Origin of the sequence: Amycolatopsis suaedae (assembly GCF_004214935.1) — a bacterium.
GTDB lineage: Bacteria > Actinomycetota > Actinomycetes > Mycobacteriales > Pseudonocardiaceae > Amycolatopsis > Amycolatopsis suaedae.
The window spans coordinates 285,772-302,837 of the sequence record NZ_SFCC01000011.1; the positions used below are offsets into that span (position 1 = coordinate 285,772).

Sequence of the window (17,066 nt, forward strand, 5' to 3'; positions counted from 1 at the left end):
GAACCGCGTGCGGCATCATGGTGCGCATGACCCTGCTGCTGACCTTGGACGACGGCTCGATCCGGCAGAGCCTGCTCGACGCCGTCGAGCTGGCACGCGAGGCGGCTGAGCTCGATGCCGGAGCCGAGCAGGTGGGTGCGCACGCGGGCGTCGAGCGGGAGGACGCCGTCTCGGTGAGTCACCTGTTCGAGGCCCACGTTCCCGGCTACCGCGGCTGGCGGTGGTCGGTGACGGTGGCGACCGCGGGTGCCGGTGAACCGGTGACCGTCAGTGAGGTGGTGCTGCGGCCGGGGCCGGACGCGCTGACCGCGCCGACGTGGGTGCCGTGGGAGCGCCGGGTCCGCGCGGGTGACCTCGGGGTCGGCGACATCTTCCCGACCGACGAGAACGACCCGCGGATCGCGCCCGCGTACGTGATGTCCGACGACCCGGCGGTCGAGGAGGTGGCGACCGACGTCGGCCTCGGCCGGGTGCACGTGCTGTCCCGGTACGGCCGGATGGAGGCGGCACGCCGCTGGCGGGGCGGCGAGTTCGGTCCCCGCTCGGACATGGCCCGCAGCGCGCCCGAGCCGTGTGGCACCTGCGGGTTCTTCGCACCGCTCGCCGGTTCGCTGCGGGGCGGCTTCGGCGCGTGCGCCAACGAGATCTCGCCAGCGGACGGGCACGTGGTCAGCGTCGAGTACGGCTGCGGCGCGCACTCGGAGATCCGGGTCGAGGTGACCTCGTCCGTTCCGGTCGCGGAGCTGGTCTACGACGACTCCCTGCTGGACCTCTCGGTTGACCCAGCCTGACCCGTTCGGGACGGCGGCACTGCGGGAGGCGGTGCTGGCGGCCTGGCGGGACTCGCCGACGCGGTTCACCGAGGACCTCAACACCGAGAACGACCTGCGGGCAGGCGGGTACCGGGACCGGCTGTTCGTCGAGCTGGCACAGAACGCCGCCGACGCGGCGCTGGCCGCGGGCGCGCCCGGTACCGTCCGGGTGTCCGTTGTGGACGGTGAGCTGCGGGTGGCAAACACCGGCGTGCCGCTGGACGCCCCGGGCGTCGCGGCGCTGGCCTCGCTGCGGGCGTCGGCCAAGCGCGGGGACACCGCCGGCCGGTTCGGTGTCGGCTTCGCCGCCGTACTGGCGGTGACCGACGCGCCCCGCATCGTGTCCACGACGGGCTCGGTCGCGTTCTCCGCGGAGCGGACGCGGGCGGAGTCCGGCAGGTCCGGCGACGTGCCGGTGCTGCGCCTGGTGTGGCCGGTCGACGAGCAGCCGCCGGAAGGCTTCGACACCGAGGTCCGGCTGTCTGGGGTACCAGACACGATCCTGGACGACATCCGCCGCGAGGTGCCCGACCTGTTGCTGGCGCTGCCGTGGCTGGCCAGGATCGAGGTCGACGGCGACGTGTGGAGCCGTTCCGGTGACGAGATCACCGGGCCCGGCGGGGTGACCCGCTGGCACACGCACTCCGACCAGGGCGTCACCTGGGCCGTCCCGCTGGACAGGCCCCTCGGCGAAGACGTCCTGCACGCCCCGACCCCCACCGACGAGAGGCTGTCGCTACCGGCCAGGCTGATCGCGTCGCTGCCGATCGAGCCGAACCGGCGCCGCGTCCTGCCCGGTGCGGACGCCGTGCTCGCCAGGGCGGCCGACCTCTACCCGGCCTTCGTACGCGGGTACGCCGACCGGCTCGCCCTGGTGCCCGTGGCGGGTTTCCCACTGTCCGAAGTGGACTCGACGCTGCGGGAGCTGGTGATCGACCGGCTGCGGACGGTCAGGTGGCTGCCCGCGGCGGGCACGGGCGAGCTGACCGGTGGCGGGGCCAGGGTGCTGGCCGTCGACTCGCCCGCGCTGGTCGAGTTGCTGGCCGACGTCGTGCCCGGCCTGGCCGCGAACTGCGGTCCCGCGGCGGTCCGCACGCTGGCGGTGGTCGGCGCGCGGCGGCTGGACGTCGCCGGGGCCGTCGAGGCACTGACCGGTGCCGGACGGCCGCCGTCGTGGTGGCGGCGGCTTTACGACGTGCTGCTGCCGCTGGTGGAGTCGCACGAGATCGACGCCGACGAGCTGGGCGGGCTGCCGGTGCCGCTGGCCGACGGCCGGACGCTGCCGGGGCCGAGGGGCGCTTTGCTCTTCGACGCGGGCAGCGACCTGCTGGAACTGCTGGCCGAGGCCGACGTGGCCGGCCTGCGGCTGGTGCATCCGGACGGCGCACACCCGCTGCTGGAACGGCTCGGCGCCGTCCGCGCGGGCGCGGCCGAGTTGCTCGACTCGCCCGCGCTGGCCGACGCGGTGGAGCGCAGTGTCGCCGACGCGCGGGCCGGGCTGGACGTCCTGCCGCTGGCCGGTGCCGTCCTCCGGCTCAGCGAAGTGTCCGCTGTGGACGGACTGGGTGCGCTGGCGCTGCCCGCCCACGACGGCTGGCGGCGGGCCGACGAGCTGGTCCTGCCCGGAGCGCCGCTGCTGGACGTCCTCGACCCGGAGGTCCTCGGCGAGGACGCGCCACTGGACGTGCTGGACGAGGAGTTCGCCCAGGACTGGCCGACCGAGACGCTCACCGGCGTCGGCGTGCTGCGGACGTTCGCCACCGATCCGGAGACCGGGCTGCGTGACCTCGATCTGGTCGCCGACGACGCGTGGCCCGCCGCGCTGCGGTTGATCGCCGCCGAGCCGGAGACCTGGCGGGCGCTGCCGGACGCGGCGGGCTGGATCGCCCGCGAGGCCCTGCTGGCCGGGCGGGCGCCCCGGGAGTGGCGGCTGGCCGACGCCGGGGGGCTGGCCGGGCTGTTCGATCCGGTGCCCGACGTCGGGCTGCCGGACACCCTGCTGGCCGCGGCCGGGGTGCGGGCCGAGCTGACCGTCGAGGGGCCGGACGACGCCGAGGACCTGCTGGACCGGCTCGCCGACCCGGCACGGGAGGTGCCGCCGGGCCTGGTGCTGCGGGCACACGTGGCGCTGGCCGAGTCGGATGTCGACGGCCTGGAACCCGCACGGGTACGGGCGGCCGACGGCACGGTCGTCGACGCCGAGGACGCCGTTGTCCTGGACGCGCCCTGGCTGCTCGGCGTGCTGCCCGCCGGTGGCGTGGTCGCGGGCGGCGACCCCGAGCGGCTCGCCGACCTGCTGAACCTGCCGCTGGCGGAGGACGAGACCGACGCGGAGGTGGTGAGCGAGGGCGCCTACCTGCCGTGGTCGGAGCTACCCGCCGTGGTCCTGGCCGCGGACCTGCTCGACTGCCCGTTGCCCGGCGGCGGCCCGATCCTGCACGACGAGCTGACCGTTCGCGTGCACGGTGAAGAGCGATCGGTCCACTGGTGGGTCGACGACCGGCTGCATGCCGCGGACACGCCGGACGGGCTGGCCAGGGCGTTCGCCCACGCGGCCGGCCGCTGGGCGGACCGGCACCTGGTGCTGGCCCTGCTCGACGACCCCAGCGCGGGCACGCTGCTCGGCTGAGTCAGAGATCGCGCTGCGCGCCCCGGGCGCCGCGGCGGGAAGCCGCGCGCTGCCAGGCCATGATCGCGAAGCCGATGAACCCGAGTACGACACCGGCCACGCAGGTCCACGTCCACGGGCCCATGCCGGTCACCACGAACAGCACCACCCCGGCCAGCGCCCACAGCGAGGTGCCGACGACGACCGGCGGCCACAGGTCGGTCCAGCGCTTCGGCAGGTCCGGAGTCGGCTTCAGGGATGCGGGTTCGGCCACCCCAGCAGCCTAACCGCCGGCCGGGTTAGTCTCCCCGCGCCCGGCGAGGAGGTTCCAGATGGCGCAGACGAGGCTCGACCGTTTCTTCAAGATCAGTGAACGCGGTTCCACACCCGGCAGGGAAGTCCGCGGCGGCGTGGTCACGTTCGTCACGATGGCCTACATCGTCGTGCTGAACCCGCTGATCCTCGGCAGCTACTCGGCCGCCGACGCCGGCGCCCACAAGGACCTGTTCGGCAACATCCTCCCGGCCGCCCAGGTCGCGGCCGTGACGGCGCTGGTCGCGGGCGCCATGACCATCCTCTTCGGACTCGTCGCCAACTACCCGTTCGCGCTGGCCGCCGGTCTCGGCGTCAACTCGCTGGTCGCGGTCACCATCGCGCCGCAGATGAGCTGGCCGGCGGCGATGGGACTGGTCGTGGTGAACGGCCTGGTCGTCCTGTTGCTGGTCGTGACCGGCGTGCGCACGATGGTGTTCAACGCCGTCCCGGCCTCGCTCAAGGCTGCCATCGCGGTCGGCATCGGCCTGTTCATCTGCCTGATCGGCCTGGTCGGCGCCGGGTTCGTCCGCAGGGTCCCGGACGCGGCGAACACCACGGTGCCGGTCGGCCTCGGCATCGACGGTTCGATCGCGTCCTGGCCGACGGCGGTGTTCGTGTTCGGCCTGGTGCTCACCGGCATCCTGGTCGCCAGGGGGGTCAAGGGCGCGATCCTGATCGGCGTCCTGGCGAGCACCGTCGTGTCGATCGCGCTGGAGGCACTGGTCGACGCCGGCCCGTCGATGGGCACCGACCCGAAGGGCTGGAACCTCGGCTACCCGGCCGTCCCGGACCAGGTGTTCCGCCTGCCGGACCTCTCGCTGGTCGGCCAGTTCAACTTCGACGCCTGGTTCCAGGTGCCCGCGATCACCGCCGCGCTGCTGGTGTTCACGCTGGTGCTCACCGACTTCTTCGACACCATCGGCTCCATGACCGGCCTCGGCAAGGAGGGCGGGCTGATCGACTCCGACGGCAAGCTTCCGCGGGTGGGCAAGGCCCTGTTCGTGGACGGTGCCGCCGCGGTCGCCGGTGGCGCGGCCTCGGCCAGCTCGAACACGGTCTACGTCGAGTCGGCCTCCGGCATCGCCGAGGGGGCCCGGACCGGCCTGGCGAACGTGGTCACCGGCCTGTTGTTCCTCGCCGCGATGTTCTTCACGCCGCTGTACGAGGTGGTGCCGGTCGAGGCCGCCGCACCGGCGCTGGTCGTGGTCGGCGCGCTGATGATCCGGCAGATCACCGAGATCGACTTCACCGACTTCAGCATCGCGCTGCCCGCGTTCCTGACCATTGTGGTGATGCCGTTCACCTACTCGATCGCCAACGGCATCGGCGCGGGCTTCGTCAGCTACGTCCTGCTGCGTACGGCCACCGGGAAGGCCCGCCAGGTGCACCCGCTGCTCTGGGTGATCTCGGCCGCTTTTGTCGTGTATTTCGCACTTGGCCCGATCAGGGCACTGTTCTGAGACGATCGTAAGGTATGCTAACTAATATGTCCGGAGAGCGTTCACTGGCAAGCCGCCTTCGGCTCGCCGTGGTGCGGCTGAATCGCAAGCTCCGGGCGCAGAGTGCCGGCGAGACGATCTCGCTCACGCAGGTGTCGGCCCTGTCGACCCTGCACAAGTGCGGGCCGTTGACGCCAGGACAGCTGGCGGCCAGGGAGGGTGTCCAGCCACCGTCGATGACCAGGGTCATCTCGGCGCTGGAGGAGCTCGGCTACGTCGAGCGCCGTCCGCACCCGACCGACGGCAGGCAGGCGATCGTCGAGCTGTCCGGAATGGGGCTGGCCTTCATCGAGAAGTCGATCTCGGTGCGGGAGGCCTGGCTCGACGCGCACCTGGCCGAGCTGAGCGAGGCCGAGCGCGAGGTGCTCTGGAAAGCGGCGGACATCATCGACAGGATGGCGGGGAACTGACACGGTGCCGACAAACCCGGGTTGCGAATCGAAGGCCACATCGACGACCACCAGTACCCGGGAACCGGCACCACCGCCAACCAGCCCGCCACCGGCGCCCAAGCGGCGCGGGACGTTCGCCTCGCTGCGGATCCGCAACTACCGGCTGTTCTTCAGCGGCCAGGTCGTCTCCAACATCGGCACCTGGATGCAGCGCATCGCGCAGGACTGGCTGGTGTTCGAACTCAGCGGCAACGACCCGGTCGCCCTCGGCATCGCGGTCGGCCTGCAGTTCGCGCCGATCCTGTTCCTGTCGCTGTGGGCGGGAGTGCTGGCCGACCGGGCGGACAAGCGCAGGCTGCTGATTCTCATCCAGGCGCTGAACGGCCTGCAGGCCGTCGTCCTCGGCGTGCTGACCGTCACCGGGGTCGTCACCCTGTGGCACGTCTACGTCATCTGCTTCGCACTCGGCACCCTGGCCGCGCTCGAGGTGCCCGCCCGGCAGTCGTTCGTCGCCGAGATGGTCGGCCGTGACCAGGTGGCCAACGCCGTGGCGCTGAACTCGTCGATCTTCAACCTGGCCCGCATCGTCGGCCCGGCCATCGCCGGGTTCGTGATCATCTGGATCGGCACCGGCTGGCTGTTCCTGGCCAACGCCGTCAGCACGCTGGCCGTGATCGCCGGGCTGATGCTGATGAACCCGGCCAAGCTGTTCCGGGGGCCTGCCGTGCAGCGGGCGAAGGGGCAGCTACGCGAGGGCCTGCGGTACGTCCGCGGGCGGTCGGACCTGATGACGGTGATGCTGCTGGTGCTGTTCGTCAGCACGTTCGGCATCACGTTCTTCACCTCGCTGGCGATCGTGGCCGGGAACGTCTTCGGCACCGAGGCCGACGGCTACGGCCTGCTGTCCACGCTGCTCGCCGTCGGCACGTTCGCCGGCGCGCTCGCGTCGGCCCGGCGCGGCTCCCGGGGGCGGCCCCGGGTGCGGGTGCTGGTGATGTCGGCGTTCGCGCTGGGGGTGCTGGAGATCGCCACCGGCTACATGCCGACCTACCTCGCGTTCGGCATCGCGCTGGTGCCGCTCGGGTTCGCCACCATCACGTTCCTGAACACGGCGAACGCGCTGGTGCAGACGGCGGTCAGCCCGCAGATGCGGGGCCGGGTGATGGGGCTGTACGTGCTGGTGCTGGTCGGCGGGAACCCCATCGGCGGACCGCTGACCGGCTGGATGGCCGAGGTGTTCGGCGGCCGCTCGCCGTTCGTCATCGGCGGTGCCGTCTCCGCGGTGGCGGCCGTGGTGTGTGCCGCGGTCCTGCTCCGGCGGGGCGGCGTCACGCTGCCCCGGCGCGGAAGGGCGGGGCAGCGGGTCCTCAGCCGCCGCTGACCTCGCCTCCAAAGCACGTGAAGGCCACCTTCACCACGTCAGACGTAAGGGTCCCGGCAAAGTCCGCGTGCCGTGTGCCCCCAATGTGGCATTGGGGAACTTGAACTCCCCCAATGCCACATTGGGGGAGTTTGTTGGGTCTCTTTCGTGGTGGCGGCTGGGTCTGCTGGGCCGGATGTGATTGGTGAGGCCGCCCGCCCGGGGCGGAAAGGTCGTGAAGGCCACCTTCATCACATGAGACGACAGAAACTCGGCCTTCACGGCATCCGGGTCCCCACACCAGCCCCACCAGTCACATTCGTAAGTAAGCGAGGGAGCTTTACTACCCTTCTTCGCCAGCAAAGCTCCCTCGCTCACATCGGAAGCCCGACCTTGCCGGGGCCCTGACGTCAGACGTGGTGAAGGTGGCCTTCACGAGCCTTCGCGGGCACGGGGTTGCGTGCGAAGTGAGGGTAGGCTAACCTCATGGGTGTCCGCTTCGTGGTGGGAGCGGCAGTCAGTTCGGGAACGGACGAGGCCCCGCAGCCGGGAAACCGGAGGCGGGGCCTCGTTCATGCGGGCACCGCCAGGCGGGGCACCCGGTCCAGCCGGATCCCGAACCCGTCCCGGTAGACGTCCAGGATTTCCCCGTCGCTGCCCAGCGTCGTCTCCTCCCGCCGGTCACCGGTCGTCCGGATCAGCCTGTCCCCGGACAGCGTCAGCCGTTCCTCGTCCCGCCAGAGCGAGCAGGTGAGGTTCTGGGTGAAGTGGGAGTCCGGCGAGAGCACCGTCCAGTACCCGGTCGGGACGAAGTCATTCAGCGTCCGCGGCCGCCGCTCGGCGCGGTACACCGGGGTGCCGTCGCGGTGGACGGTCAGATCGCCCGCCGCGTCCTCGGTGATCCGGAACTCGCCACCGTCGTCGAGCTGCGGACCGGGCTCGCCGATCCGCAGCGGCAGGCGGGAGAACCGGCCGAAGCCCACGTCGACCAGCCACGGTTCGTCCAGGTCGACCTCGATGGTCATGTGCTCGAACGGGTAGCCCGTCGAGCCGTCGGGCTTGTGGACGACCGCCTGCAGCAGGTGCGCGGTGAAGCCCAGCCCGGTCAGCAGGGTGGCGAACGCGCCGTTGAGCTCGAAACAGATGCCGCCGCGACGGCGGTGGACGATCTTGTCCAGCAGCGCGCCGCTCTCCAGCGTCAGCGGGACGTCCAGGCCGACGTCCAGGTTCTCGAACGGCACGGTCGCCAGATGGGCTCGCTGGAGCAGCCGCAGACCGTCCAGATCGGCCGGTGGGCGCTCGCTCAGCCCGATGCGGGCCAGGTAGGAGTCGATGTCCATGCGCCGATGGTGCGCCCTCGACCGAACTGGAGGTCAAGAAAAAAGGGGCCCCGAGGGGCCCCTTCTCCGTGGTGGGTGCGAGTCAGGACAGCAGCAGGCCGTTGCCGCCGGCGACGGCGTTGTCGAACCGCTTGCTGATCTCCGCCCAGTTGAACACGTTCCACAGGGCCTTGACGTAGTCCGGCTTCACATTCTTGTAGTCCAGGTAGAACGCGTGCTCCCACACGTCGACCAGCAGGATCGGCGTGGTCGGCAGGATCAGGTTGTTGTGGTGGTCGCGCAGCTGCTGGGTGATCAGCGTCTTGCCGATCGGGTCCCAGGACAGAGCGCCCCAGCCGTTGCCCTGGATGGTGGTGGACACGGCGGTGAACTGGGCCTTGAACTTGTCGAACGAGCCGAACGCCTCGTCGATCGCCGCGGCCAGCTCACCGGTCGGCTTGTCGCCACCCTCCGGGGAGAGGATCTTCCACCACACGACGTGGTTGGCGTGCCCAGCCAGGTTGAAGGCCAGCGTGGTCTCCAGCCCGACGATAGAGCCGAAGTCGTTCGCCTCGCGGGCGGCCTCCAGCTTGTCGAGGGTGTCGTTCGCGCCCTTGACGTAGGTCGCGTGGTGCTTGCTGTGGTGGAGCTCGTTGATCTCGCCGGAGATGTGCGGAGCGAGGGCGCCGTAGTCGTAGTCGAGATCGGGAAGCTCGTACCGGGCCATCAGCCCTCCTTTGTTTCGACGCATGGTGCGTTGCCTAACCTAGTCGCAGGCTCGGCGTTCCCGCCGGGCGACTCTCACAAACCAAGACTCCAACCTCCACTTCGGTTGAGGTCAAGGTGATGTGATCCGCGACTCGGTCAGGCGGCGCGGTGTGCGTCGAGGTCCTTGGCCAGGTCGGCCAGGACCGCGATGTTCAGCTCGAACGCCAGCAGCGTCTCGTCGATGATCCGGCGCCGTTCGGCGGTGTCCCACGGGGCGTCGTTGAGCAGCGCGCGGTAGTGCTTGCGGAACGCGTGCGGGTTGCCGACGCGGTCGAAGTCGTAGAACAACGCGCCGTCGGCGGTCACCTGGTAGGTCTTGCGCAGCAGCGACCGCACGACCTGCCCGCCCGCGAGGTCGCCGAGGTAGCGCGTGTAGTGGTGCGCGACGAATCCACCCGGCCAGGTGAAGCACACCTCGCGCATACGCTCGACGTAGGCCCGGGTGGACGGCAGCGGGGTGATCCGGTCCCGCCAGCCTTCGCCGAACAGGAACTCCAGGTCCTTGACCAGGGCCGGGACGCGGCGCAGCTCGTCCATCGCGAAGCCCTTGCCGACCGGGTCGTTCGCCATGGCGTCGGTCGCCTGCTCGAGGGTGTCGTAGATGTAGAAGTACTGCGCGGCCAGCTGGCCGTAGCCCGCCAGGGAGAGTTCCCCGGCGAGCAGGGCGTCCATGTAGGACGAGTGGTGGGCGCGGTCGTGGATTTCCTTGGTGGAGGCCCGAAGCGTCTCGGAGAACGGGCGCTCGGTCAGTTCGGTGTCGGTTACTGCGGTGGTCACAGTCACGGCACGCCTCCTCTGAAGAGCCATCGATATGACAGCCTGTCAGAAAGAAGGGTACGGGACAACCGCGAGTTAGGCTACCCTTATTCAGACCCTCGCGCCTACCGCTCGCAGGACGAACCGCACCGCGGCCTCGATCGCGGCGTCCAGCTGACCTGGTTCGACGTCGACGACCTGGCGGCTGCCCAGCGCCGCGGTGATCATCGGGATCAGGATCGAGGTGTCCTCCTCGGGGATTCGGCCGGCGTCCATGCCCTCACGCAGGATCTCCCGCAGGGTGGCGGTGATCGGGTCGGCGTGCGCGGCGATGCGGCGGTAGGCCGCCGGGCCCAGCGCGGACCCCAGCGCCGTGCCGGGCGGCAGGTGGTACTCGGCCAGCGAACGCAGCTGCAGGCGGACGAAGATGGCCAGCTTGTCCACCGGGTCGCCGGCGGCCTGGACGGCGGCGGTCATCCTGCTGACGTACCGCGTCGCCTCCGCCTCCACGAACGCGACCAGCAGGCTTTCCTTGTCCGGGAAGTGGTTGTACATCGCGGTGCGGCCGACCCCGGCCTCCGCCGCCACCCCGGCCAGTGTGACCGCGTCGAAGCCGCGTTCGTAGAGCTGGTGCCGCAGGGCGTCGAACACCCGGTTACGCACCTGCTCGCGGTGTTCGCTGAGCGAACTCCCGATGATCTTCGGCATCGCTGGATTCTAGTCGATCGGCCAGGAGTGGACGGGCTGCTCGGACGAGACCAGCTCCAGGTAGCGGGCGAGCATGCCGGCCAGGGCGGTGTCGCGGTCGGCGCCGCGTTCCTGGGCCAGCGCGACGGTCTCCCGCTGCCAGCGTGATCCGGTCCGGCGGGTGAGGCAGCGCTGCTCGATGACGCCGAGGTAGCGCTCCCGTGCCGCGTCGGAGACCTCGGACTGTCGCAGCCCCTCGTGTGCCAGCGGCAGCAGCACCCGCAGCACCAGCTCGTCCGGCGGGATCCAGCCGATGCCCGGCCAGTACAGCTGCGCGTCGAAACCCAGCCGGGCGCCCGCGTACAGGTTCTCCTCGGCGGCCTGGAACGACATCTGTGTCCACACCGGACGTTCGGCTTCGGCCAGTGCCCGCTGGGCGCCGTAGAAGAACGCCGCGTTGGCCATCATGTCCAGCACCGTCGGTCCGGCCGGCAGCACCCGGTTCTCCACCCGCAGGTGCGGCTTGCCGTCGACGACGTCGTACACCGGCCGGTTCCACCGCCAGACGGTCCCGTTGTGCAGCCGCAGTTCGGTCAGCTTCGGCGCGTTCCCGGCCTCGAGTGCCTCCACCGGGTCCTCGCTGTCGGTTTCCGGGAGCAGGCCGGGGAAGTAGCGAACGTTCTCCTCGAACAGGTCGAAAATGGACGTGATCCACCGCTCGCCGAACCACACCCTCGGCCGGACGCCCTGGTTCTTCAGCTCCTCCGGGCGCGTGTCGGTCGCCTGCTGGAACAGCGGGATCCGGGTCTCGTGCCAGAGTGCCTTGCCCAGCAGGAACGGCGAGTTCGCGCCGAGTGCAACTTGCACTCCGGCAAGGCACTGCGCGGCGTTCCAGTGCGGGGCGAACTCCTCGGGCGCCACCTGCAGGTGCAGCTGGACCGACGTGCACGCGGCCTCGGGCAGGATCGACTCGGCGAAACTGCGCAGGCGCTCCTTCTTCCCGCGCAGCGGCGCGCCCTCCATCGACAGCACCGTCTGCTCACCGCGGGCGGCGAAGATCTGGTCGTTGAGCAGGGAATAACGTGCGTTGTTGGTCAGCCACTTCTGGTCGAAGTGGTCGTGGGTGAGCGTCGGCAGGATGCCGATCATCGCCAGCCGCGACCCGGACTCGGCGGCGCTCGCCGACGCCCTGCCCAGGTAGCTGCGCAGGTCGTCCTCGATCTCCCTGGCCGAATCACCGGCGAGCAGGCGCGGTGGCACGTTGAGTTCGATGTTGTGCTGGCCCAGTTCCGTCGTGAACGACGGATCGTTCAACGCCTCCAGCACCATCGTGTTCGTCATCGACGGCCGCATCTTGTCGTCGACGAGATTCAACTCGACTTCGAGTCCGATGTGCTTGTGGGGAAAGGAAAAACTGCCTTCGGTCAACATTCGGGCCAGAGTGTCCAGACACCGCTGGACCTTCCGCCGGTACCGCCCGCGATCTCGCGGGTCGAAGGGATCCGCCGACACGTCCTTGCCCATGACCATCCCTTGTTCGAGCCGACCGAGCCACCAAGGTGTCCGGCGCACAACGGTGGCACAGCATCAATACCGAGGCTAGCGGCCAAACTGGTGCTCTCCGTTACATCGACCTGACGCTTAGCGACCGGCAGCCGTTCGTACCACGCTTACCCACGACGTTCGGACCAGCAAACGTGGCGCCGGGCGGATGGCAGACTCCTCCGGTGGCCGAGATCCTGCACCTGACCGACCCCGCCGACCCGCGACTGGACGACTTCCGCGGCCTGACGACCGCCGACCGGCGTCCGGATCGTCCTGGTGGCAAGGGATTCGTCATCGCCGAGGGCACGGTCGTCGTCCGTAGGCTGCTCGCGTCGGCCTACCCGGTCCGCGCGCTACTGGGAGTAGAGCGGCGGATCGGTGAACTGGCGGACGATCTGGGCGATGTGGACGCACCCGCGTACGTCACCAGCGCCCAGACCATGGCCGACGTCGTCGGGTTCCATCTGAACCGCGGTGTGCTCGCCGTGGCCGACCGGGCACCGCGGCCCGCCGTCGACGAGCTGCTGGCGACCGCGCGAACGCTGGCGGTGCTGGAAGGTGTCGGCGATCACGAGAACCTCGGCGCGCTCTTCCGCAACGCCGCCGCACTCGGCGTCGACGGCGTCCTGCTCGGCGACGGCTGTTCGGACCCGCTGTACCGGCGCAGCGTGCGGGTGTCCATGGGCAACGTGCTGCGGGTGCCGTTCACCAGGCTGGAGCCGTGGCCGTCGGGCCTGGACAGGCTGCGGGCGAGCGGGTTCCGCGTCGCGGCGCTCACGCCCCGGGCCGACGCGGTCGACCTGCGGGAGCTGTCGGCTCCGGGGCGCGTCGCGCTGCTGCTGGGTGCCGAGGGGCCGGGGTTGAGCGACGGCGCGCTGGCCGCGGCGGACACGGCCGTCCGGATCCCGATGACGCCCGGGGTGGATTCGCTGAACGTCGCCACCGCGGGGGCGGTGGCGTTCTACGAACTGGCCGGGCGGTCCCGGTAGGTTGTCCGGCGACGGTGTCGCCGAGGTGAGACGAGAAGTACGGGTGGAACTGCGGGTCCGCGGTGAGCGTGCGGTGCTGGCGGGACGGGTCGGCACGCGGACCGAGGAGGTCGACCCACACAGCCTGGCCCTCGGCGGCGACCTCGCCGACGACTTACACGAATGGGCGAAGGTCGCGTCCGCCGTTCAGCGGATGCGCGAGCGGGCCACCGGCGTCGAGGACGGCGCGGAGACCGCACTGGTCGTCTCCCAGCGTGGGCGGCAGCTCGCCGGCCGGGTGGCCGCGGCGATGGGGACGGCGGTCCGGTACGTCGACCCGGTCACCGAGGTCGCCTCGCTCGTGCCGCCGCCCGGGCTGCGGGAGCGTGCCCGGGCCGAGTCCGAGCCGACGCCGTGGGCGACCGGGCTGACTGTCGCGGCGTTCATCGCCGTGGTCGCGATCGTGGCGATGCTGGCGCTGGTCACGACGCTGGCGTCGGAGACGTCCGGCTGGGTGGCGCTGCTGGCCGCGGTCGTGGTGTCGGCCGGGCTGGCGCCGTCGCTGTGGCTGGGCAGGCGGCTGCCGGTGTTGCGCTGGGTGGCGCTGGGGGCCGCCGGTGGGCTGGCGTTGTCCTGGATCGGTGTGCTCGTGGTGGTGTTCTGACACACTGCCCGGGTGGACCCACTGGTCGAACTGCGCAGGCTGTGCCTCGCCCTTCCCGAGGCCACCGAGCGGGTCAGCCACGGCGAGCCGACGTGGTTCGTCCGCGGGAAGAAGACGTTCGTGACCTACGCCGACCACCACCACGACGACCGGCTGGCCTTCTGGTGCGCGGCGCCGCCGGGCGTCCAGGAGGAGCTGGTGGAGACCGAGCCGGGCCGGTTCTTCCGGCCGCCCTACGTCGGTCACCGTGGCTGGCTCGGCGTGTACCTGGACGTCGAGGTGGACTGGGCCGAGATCGGCCAGATCGTCACCGAGGCCTACCGCATGGTCGCCCCCAAGACCCTGGTGGCGAGGCTCGACGAGGCCCCCTGACTCCGCGAGTCGTACGTTCTGGGCCGCGAGTTCGCGGTTGCGGCCCGCGCGGAACCTACGACTCGCGCGTCAGAACGTACGACTCGCGTGCGAGAACCTACGACTCGCGCGTGGGAACGTACGACTCGCGCCGGGTTAGCCGCGCTGGGAGCGGACGCCGAGCAGGACGTCTTCCCAGGCCGGTACGGCCGTGTGCTTGCGCCGGCTCTTCGGCCGGGGCGGCGGCGCGGGCTGGCGCGGCGGCGGGTCCTCCGCCGGGACGCGCGGCAGCTCCCTGGTGTCGGACTCGTCCGGCTCCGGCACCTCGAAGACCGCGGCCCCGCCGACGACGCTGTCCAGCGTCGGCTGCTCGGCCTCCGCCGACACGGGGCGTGGCGCGCGGTACGACTCCGGGTCGAGCAGGGCCTCCGCGTCCTCGTCCAGCGCGGTGACCGTGCCACCGTGTGCGCCCGGCGAGAACGCCCAGTGCGCCTGGTTGTCCGACCGGCCGGCCTGCCACCGCAGCCCGACCACCCAGCGACCGTCGTCGCCCTTCCAGGCGTCCCAGGTCACCTGGCTGTAGTCCTGTCCCCGCACCCCGAACGCGTACGCGACGACCTCGCTCAGCGTCTGCACGTCCGGTCCGTCGGCGCGCACCGGGTGCGCGGACTGGGCAAGCTCGGCGGTCCGGGACCGCTCCAGCAGTACCGGATAAGCGAACCGCTCGACCCGCTGCATCGGCACGCCGGCGCTGTTCGCCACCTGCTCGACGGACTCGCCTGCCCGGATTCGGGCCTGGATCTCTCGTGGCCGCATCTGGCTCTCCAGCTCGATTTCGATCTGCCCCAGGCGGGTGATGTCGCCCCGGGCAGCCGCACGCAGCCGCTCGTCGGCGGGCAGGAGGAAGCGTTCGCGGCGCGCGGGGTCCTCGCACACGATGGACTTGCCGTCCTCGTGCAGCCCGACCACGCGTAGCGTTCGCATTTTCGCCTCCTTCGCTTCACTCCTGTGGGTGCTAACGCTACTTCGGCGCGTCGCCTTGACGTCGGAGGCGCGCCGATGCAACACCCGCCTGTACGAAGATCATCGCGCGGCCGGGCTCGTGCTCTCGGTAGCGAAACGCCAACCGTTAGTGTTCACGGTCGACTGAAGGGCCCGACCGCGTCCGAGCGAAGCGAGGACCATGTCACGGTCACGGCAGCCAGACGCCTACCACCAGTCCGCCGGACTGGGCGGCCTGCGCGCTCACCCCACCGCCGTGTGCGTGCGCCACCGACCGCACGATCGACATCCCCAGCCCGGCACCGTTGCGCCCGGCCAGCCGCTCGTTGTCCAGCCTGCGGAACGGCTCGAACAGCCCGGGGACGGCTTCCGCCCGGATCACCGAGCCGGTGTTGCGCACCACCAGCGCCGGATTGCTCCCGACGCGGACGTTCACCACGCCACCCGGCAGGTTGTACTGGATGGCGTTGTGCACCAGGTTCGTCACCAGCCGTTCCAGCAGCACCGGATCTCCCGCGACGGTCCGATCGGACAGCTCCGTCGTCACCGTCACCGAATGCTCGGCAGCCAGGTCGACGGCCGCGGTCACGACGGTGGCCGCGATCTCGTCGAGCCGCACCGGCGTCCGGCTGACCAGCCCGCGGTCGCTGCGGGCCAGCACGAGCAGGCCCTCGATCATCCGTTCGCTGCGCTCGTTGGTGTGCAGCAGCTGCCCGCCGAGCCTGCGTAGTTCGTCGGACGCGGCCGGGTCGGCCAGCGCGACCTCGATCAGCGTCCGCTGGACGGCCAGCGGGGTGCGTAGTTCGTGTGAGGCGTTGGCGACGAACCGCTTCTGGCTGTCGAACGACGTGGCCAGCCGGTCGAGCATGCCGTCGAACGTGTCGGCCAGCTCTTTCAGCTCGTCGGACGGCCCGTCCAGGTTGATCCGCCGGTCCAGGCTCTCCGCCCCCAGCCTGCGGGCGGTCGCGGTGACGGCGTGCACCGGGCGCAGCACCCTGCTCGCGACGACCCAGCCGAGCACCACCGCGAACGCCGCGGTGATCACCAGCCCGACGATGGACTGCACGAGCAGCGTCGACAGCGTTTCCGAGCGGTAGTCGGTCAGCGAGCCCTCGACCAGCTCGATCGCCTCCGCCCGCTGCACCGGCATCGTCAGCGTGGGGGTCGTCGTGGACATCGGGTCCGCGACGCGGGCGGCGACGCCTGCCACCTCCGGCAGCGAGGAGCTGACCAGCAGGTAGTTGACGATCAGCAGCGCGACCCCGGCCAGCAGGAACAGGCCGCCGTACAGCGCGGTGAGCTTCGTCCGGACGGACAGCCGCAGCCCGGTCACGAGCGGAACCGGTAGCCGGCGCCGGACACCGTCTCGATCACCGCGGGCTCGCCGAGCTTGCGCCGCAACGTCATCACCGCCACGCGCACGGCGTTGGTGAACGGATCGGCGTGCTCGTCCCAGGCCTTCTCCAGCAGTTCCTCGGCGCTGACCACCGTGCCCTCCGCTCGCATCAGCACTTCCAGCACCGCGAACTCCTTGGGGGACAACGGCAGGAAGCGGCCGTCCCGGGACGCCTGGTGCCGCGGCAGGTCGAGGACGACACCCGCGGCCTGGAGCACCGGCGGCAACGCGGGCCGGGCCCGCCGGGACAGTGCCTGCACCCTGGCGACGAGTTCGGCGAACGCGAACGGCTTAGTCAGGTAGTCGTCGGCGCCCAGGCCCAGCCCGGCGACCCGGTCCTCGACCTCCGACGCGGCGGTCAGCATCAGCACCCTGGCCTCACCGCCGGTGCCCAGCACGGCGCGGCACACCTCGTCGCCGTGCACGACGGGCAGGTCGCGGTCGAGCACGACCACGTCGTAGCTGTGCACGCCGACCCGTTCCAGTGCCTGCGCGCCGTCGTAGCAGACGTCGACGGCCATCGACAGCCGCCGCAGCCCCTCGGCGACGGTGTCCGCCAGCAGCCGCTCGTCCTCAACCACCAGTACCCGCACCCGACCAGTCTGCGTCGCCGACATAAGCGGG

17 protein-coding genes are annotated in these 17,066 nt (G+C 70.9%); 8 read left to right on the forward strand and 9 right to left on the reverse strand.

All coding sequences use genetic code 11. The features are described 5' to 3' along the window. Positions 1-26: 26 nt before the first annotated feature. Entirely contained in the window at positions 27-791 is a 765-nt protein-coding gene (locus EWH70_RS23065) for a DUF3027 domain-containing protein (RefSeq protein ID WP_130477560.1), read from the forward strand. Beyond that, a complete protein-coding gene (locus tag EWH70_RS23070) occupies positions 778-3,441 on the forward strand; it encodes a sacsin N-terminal ATP-binding-like domain-containing protein (protein ID WP_130477561.1) in 2,664 nt (887 codons plus the stop codon). Before EWH70_RS23065 ends, EWH70_RS23070 begins: the two co-directional genes overlap by 14 nt. Position 3,442: 1 nt before the next feature. Here the strand turns inward: EWH70_RS23070 and EWH70_RS23075 are convergent, their stop codons facing one another. Continuing rightward, the gene (locus EWH70_RS23075; protein WP_420809086.1) at positions 3,443-3,694 is read right to left on the reverse strand and encodes a DUF2530 domain-containing protein; all 252 of its coding nucleotides are present in this window, start codon (positions 3,692-3,694) and stop codon (positions 3,443-3,445) included. A gap of 58 nt (positions 3,695-3,752) precedes the next feature. Between EWH70_RS23075 and EWH70_RS23080 the strand changes: the two genes are divergently transcribed. From EWH70_RS23080 to EWH70_RS23090, 3 genes are read left to right on the forward strand one after another with little or no spacing between them, the layout of a single operon-like run. Beyond that, on the forward strand, positions 3,753-5,195 hold the full coding sequence (locus EWH70_RS23080) for an NCS2 family permease (RefSeq protein WP_130477562.1): 1,443 nt from the start codon (positions 3,753-3,755) through the stop codon (positions 5,193-5,195). Positions 5,196-5,221: 26 nt separating this feature from the next. After that, positions 5,222-5,644 carry a MarR family winged helix-turn-helix transcriptional regulator gene (locus EWH70_RS23085; protein WP_130477563.1) on the forward strand — a complete coding sequence of 141 codons (423 nt, stop codon included), beginning with the start codon at positions 5,222-5,224 and terminating at the stop codon, positions 5,642-5,644. A 4-nt stretch (positions 5,645-5,648) separates the two neighbouring features. Next, the gene (locus EWH70_RS23090) at positions 5,649-7,007 is read left to right on the forward strand and encodes an MFS transporter (protein WP_130477564.1); all 1,359 of its coding nucleotides are present in this window, start codon (positions 5,649-5,651) and stop codon (positions 7,005-7,007) included. A gap of 551 nt (positions 7,008-7,558) precedes the next feature. Here EWH70_RS23090 and EWH70_RS23095 read toward each other — a convergent pair. From EWH70_RS23095 to EWH70_RS23115, 5 genes are all read right to left on the reverse strand, one after another. Next, on the reverse strand, positions 7,559-8,326 hold the full coding sequence (locus tag EWH70_RS23095) for an arylamine N-acetyltransferase family protein (protein WP_130477565.1): 768 nt from the start codon (positions 8,324-8,326) through the stop codon (positions 7,559-7,561). Between the two features lie 82 nt (positions 8,327-8,408). Further along, positions 8,409-9,032 carry a superoxide dismutase gene (locus EWH70_RS23100; protein WP_130477566.1) on the reverse strand — a complete coding sequence of 208 codons (624 nt, stop codon included), beginning with the start codon at positions 9,030-9,032 and terminating at the stop codon, positions 8,409-8,411. Between the two features lie 137 nt (positions 9,033-9,169). After that, positions 9,170-9,856 carry a biliverdin-producing heme oxygenase gene (locus tag EWH70_RS23105; protein WP_240687151.1) on the reverse strand — a complete coding sequence of 229 codons (687 nt, stop codon included), beginning with the start codon at positions 9,854-9,856 and terminating at the stop codon, positions 9,170-9,172. 84 nt (positions 9,857-9,940) lie between these two features. Next, entirely contained in the window at positions 9,941-10,537 is a 597-nt protein-coding gene (locus EWH70_RS23110; RefSeq protein ID WP_130477568.1) for a TetR/AcrR family transcriptional regulator, read from the reverse strand. Positions 10,538-10,546: 9 nt separating this feature from the next. Further along, positions 10,547-12,040, reverse strand: coding sequence for a glutamate-cysteine ligase family protein (locus EWH70_RS23115; protein ID WP_165436369.1), 1,494 nt, complete (start codon positions 12,038-12,040; stop codon positions 10,547-10,549). A 203-nt stretch (positions 12,041-12,243) separates the two neighbouring features. On the opposite strand from EWH70_RS23115, the gene EWH70_RS23120 reads away from it, so the two are divergent. Genes EWH70_RS23120 through EWH70_RS23130 form a run of 3 tightly spaced genes read left to right on the forward strand, consistent with a single transcriptional unit; the run spans position 12,244 to position 14,065 of the window. Further along, positions 12,244-13,050: a TrmH family RNA methyltransferase gene (locus EWH70_RS23120; protein ID WP_130477570.1), complete on the forward strand. Its 807-nt coding sequence runs from the start codon at positions 12,244-12,246 to the stop codon at positions 13,048-13,050. 43 nt (positions 13,051-13,093) lie between these two features. Then, positions 13,094-13,693, forward strand: coding sequence for a DUF2537 domain-containing protein (locus EWH70_RS23125; RefSeq protein ID WP_130477571.1), 600 nt, complete (start codon positions 13,094-13,096; stop codon positions 13,691-13,693). Between the two features lie 12 nt (positions 13,694-13,705). Continuing rightward, the gene (locus EWH70_RS23130; RefSeq protein ID WP_130477572.1) at positions 13,706-14,065 is read left to right on the forward strand and encodes an MmcQ/YjbR family DNA-binding protein; all 360 of its coding nucleotides are present in this window, start codon (positions 13,706-13,708) and stop codon (positions 14,063-14,065) included. A 135-nt stretch (positions 14,066-14,200) separates the two neighbouring features. On the opposite strand, the gene sepH is transcribed toward EWH70_RS23130, so the two are convergent. The 3 genes from sepH to EWH70_RS23145 all read right to left on the reverse strand — a co-directional run bounded on the left by sepH (position 14,201) and on the right by EWH70_RS23145 (position 17,035). After that, positions 14,201-15,028 (reverse strand): septation protein SepH, encoded by an 828-nt coding sequence (sepH, locus tag EWH70_RS23135; protein ID WP_130477573.1) that lies wholly within the window; start codon positions 15,026-15,028, stop codon positions 14,201-14,203. Positions 15,029-15,236: 208 nt separating this feature from the next. Beyond that, positions 15,237-16,379: a sensor histidine kinase gene (locus EWH70_RS23140; protein ID WP_130477574.1), complete on the reverse strand. Its 1,143-nt coding sequence runs from the start codon at positions 16,377-16,379 to the stop codon at positions 15,237-15,239. After that, positions 16,376-17,035, reverse strand: coding sequence for a response regulator transcription factor (locus tag EWH70_RS23145; RefSeq protein WP_130477575.1), 660 nt, complete (start codon positions 17,033-17,035; stop codon positions 16,376-16,378). Before EWH70_RS23145 ends, EWH70_RS23140 begins: the two co-directional genes overlap by 4 nt. Between the last annotated feature and the right edge of the window lie 31 nt (positions 17,036-17,066).

Bases quoted from the DNA above. Each gene is read 5' to 3' on its own strand.
- EWH70_RS23065 (WP_130477560.1), top strand. From the start codon at position 27: ATGACCCTGCTGCTGACCTTGGACGACGGCTCGATCCGGCAGAGCCTG.
- EWH70_RS23080 (WP_130477562.1), top strand. From the start codon at position 3,753: ATGGCGCAGACGAGGCTCGACCGTTTCTTCAAGATCAGTGAACGCGGT.
- EWH70_RS23085 (WP_130477563.1), top strand. From the start codon at position 5,222: ATGTCCGGAGAGCGTTCACTGGCAAGCCGCCTTCGGCTCGCCGTGGTG.
- EWH70_RS23095 (WP_130477565.1), bottom strand. From the start codon at position 8,326: ATGGACATCGACTCCTACCTGGCCCGCATCGGGCTGAGCGAGCGCCCA.
- EWH70_RS23100 (WP_130477566.1), bottom strand. From the start codon at position 9,032: ATGGCCCGGTACGAGCTTCCCGATCTCGACTACGACTACGGCGCCCTC.
- EWH70_RS23110 (WP_130477568.1), bottom strand. From the start codon at position 10,537: ATGCCGAAGATCATCGGGAGTTCGCTCAGCGAACACCGCGAGCAGGTG.
- EWH70_RS23115 (WP_165436369.1), bottom strand. From the start codon at position 12,040: ATGGGCAAGGACGTGTCGGCGGATCCCTTCGACCCGCGAGATCGCGGG.
- sepH (WP_130477573.1), bottom strand. From the start codon at position 15,028: ATGCGAACGCTACGCGTGGTCGGGCTGCACGAGGACGGCAAGTCCATC.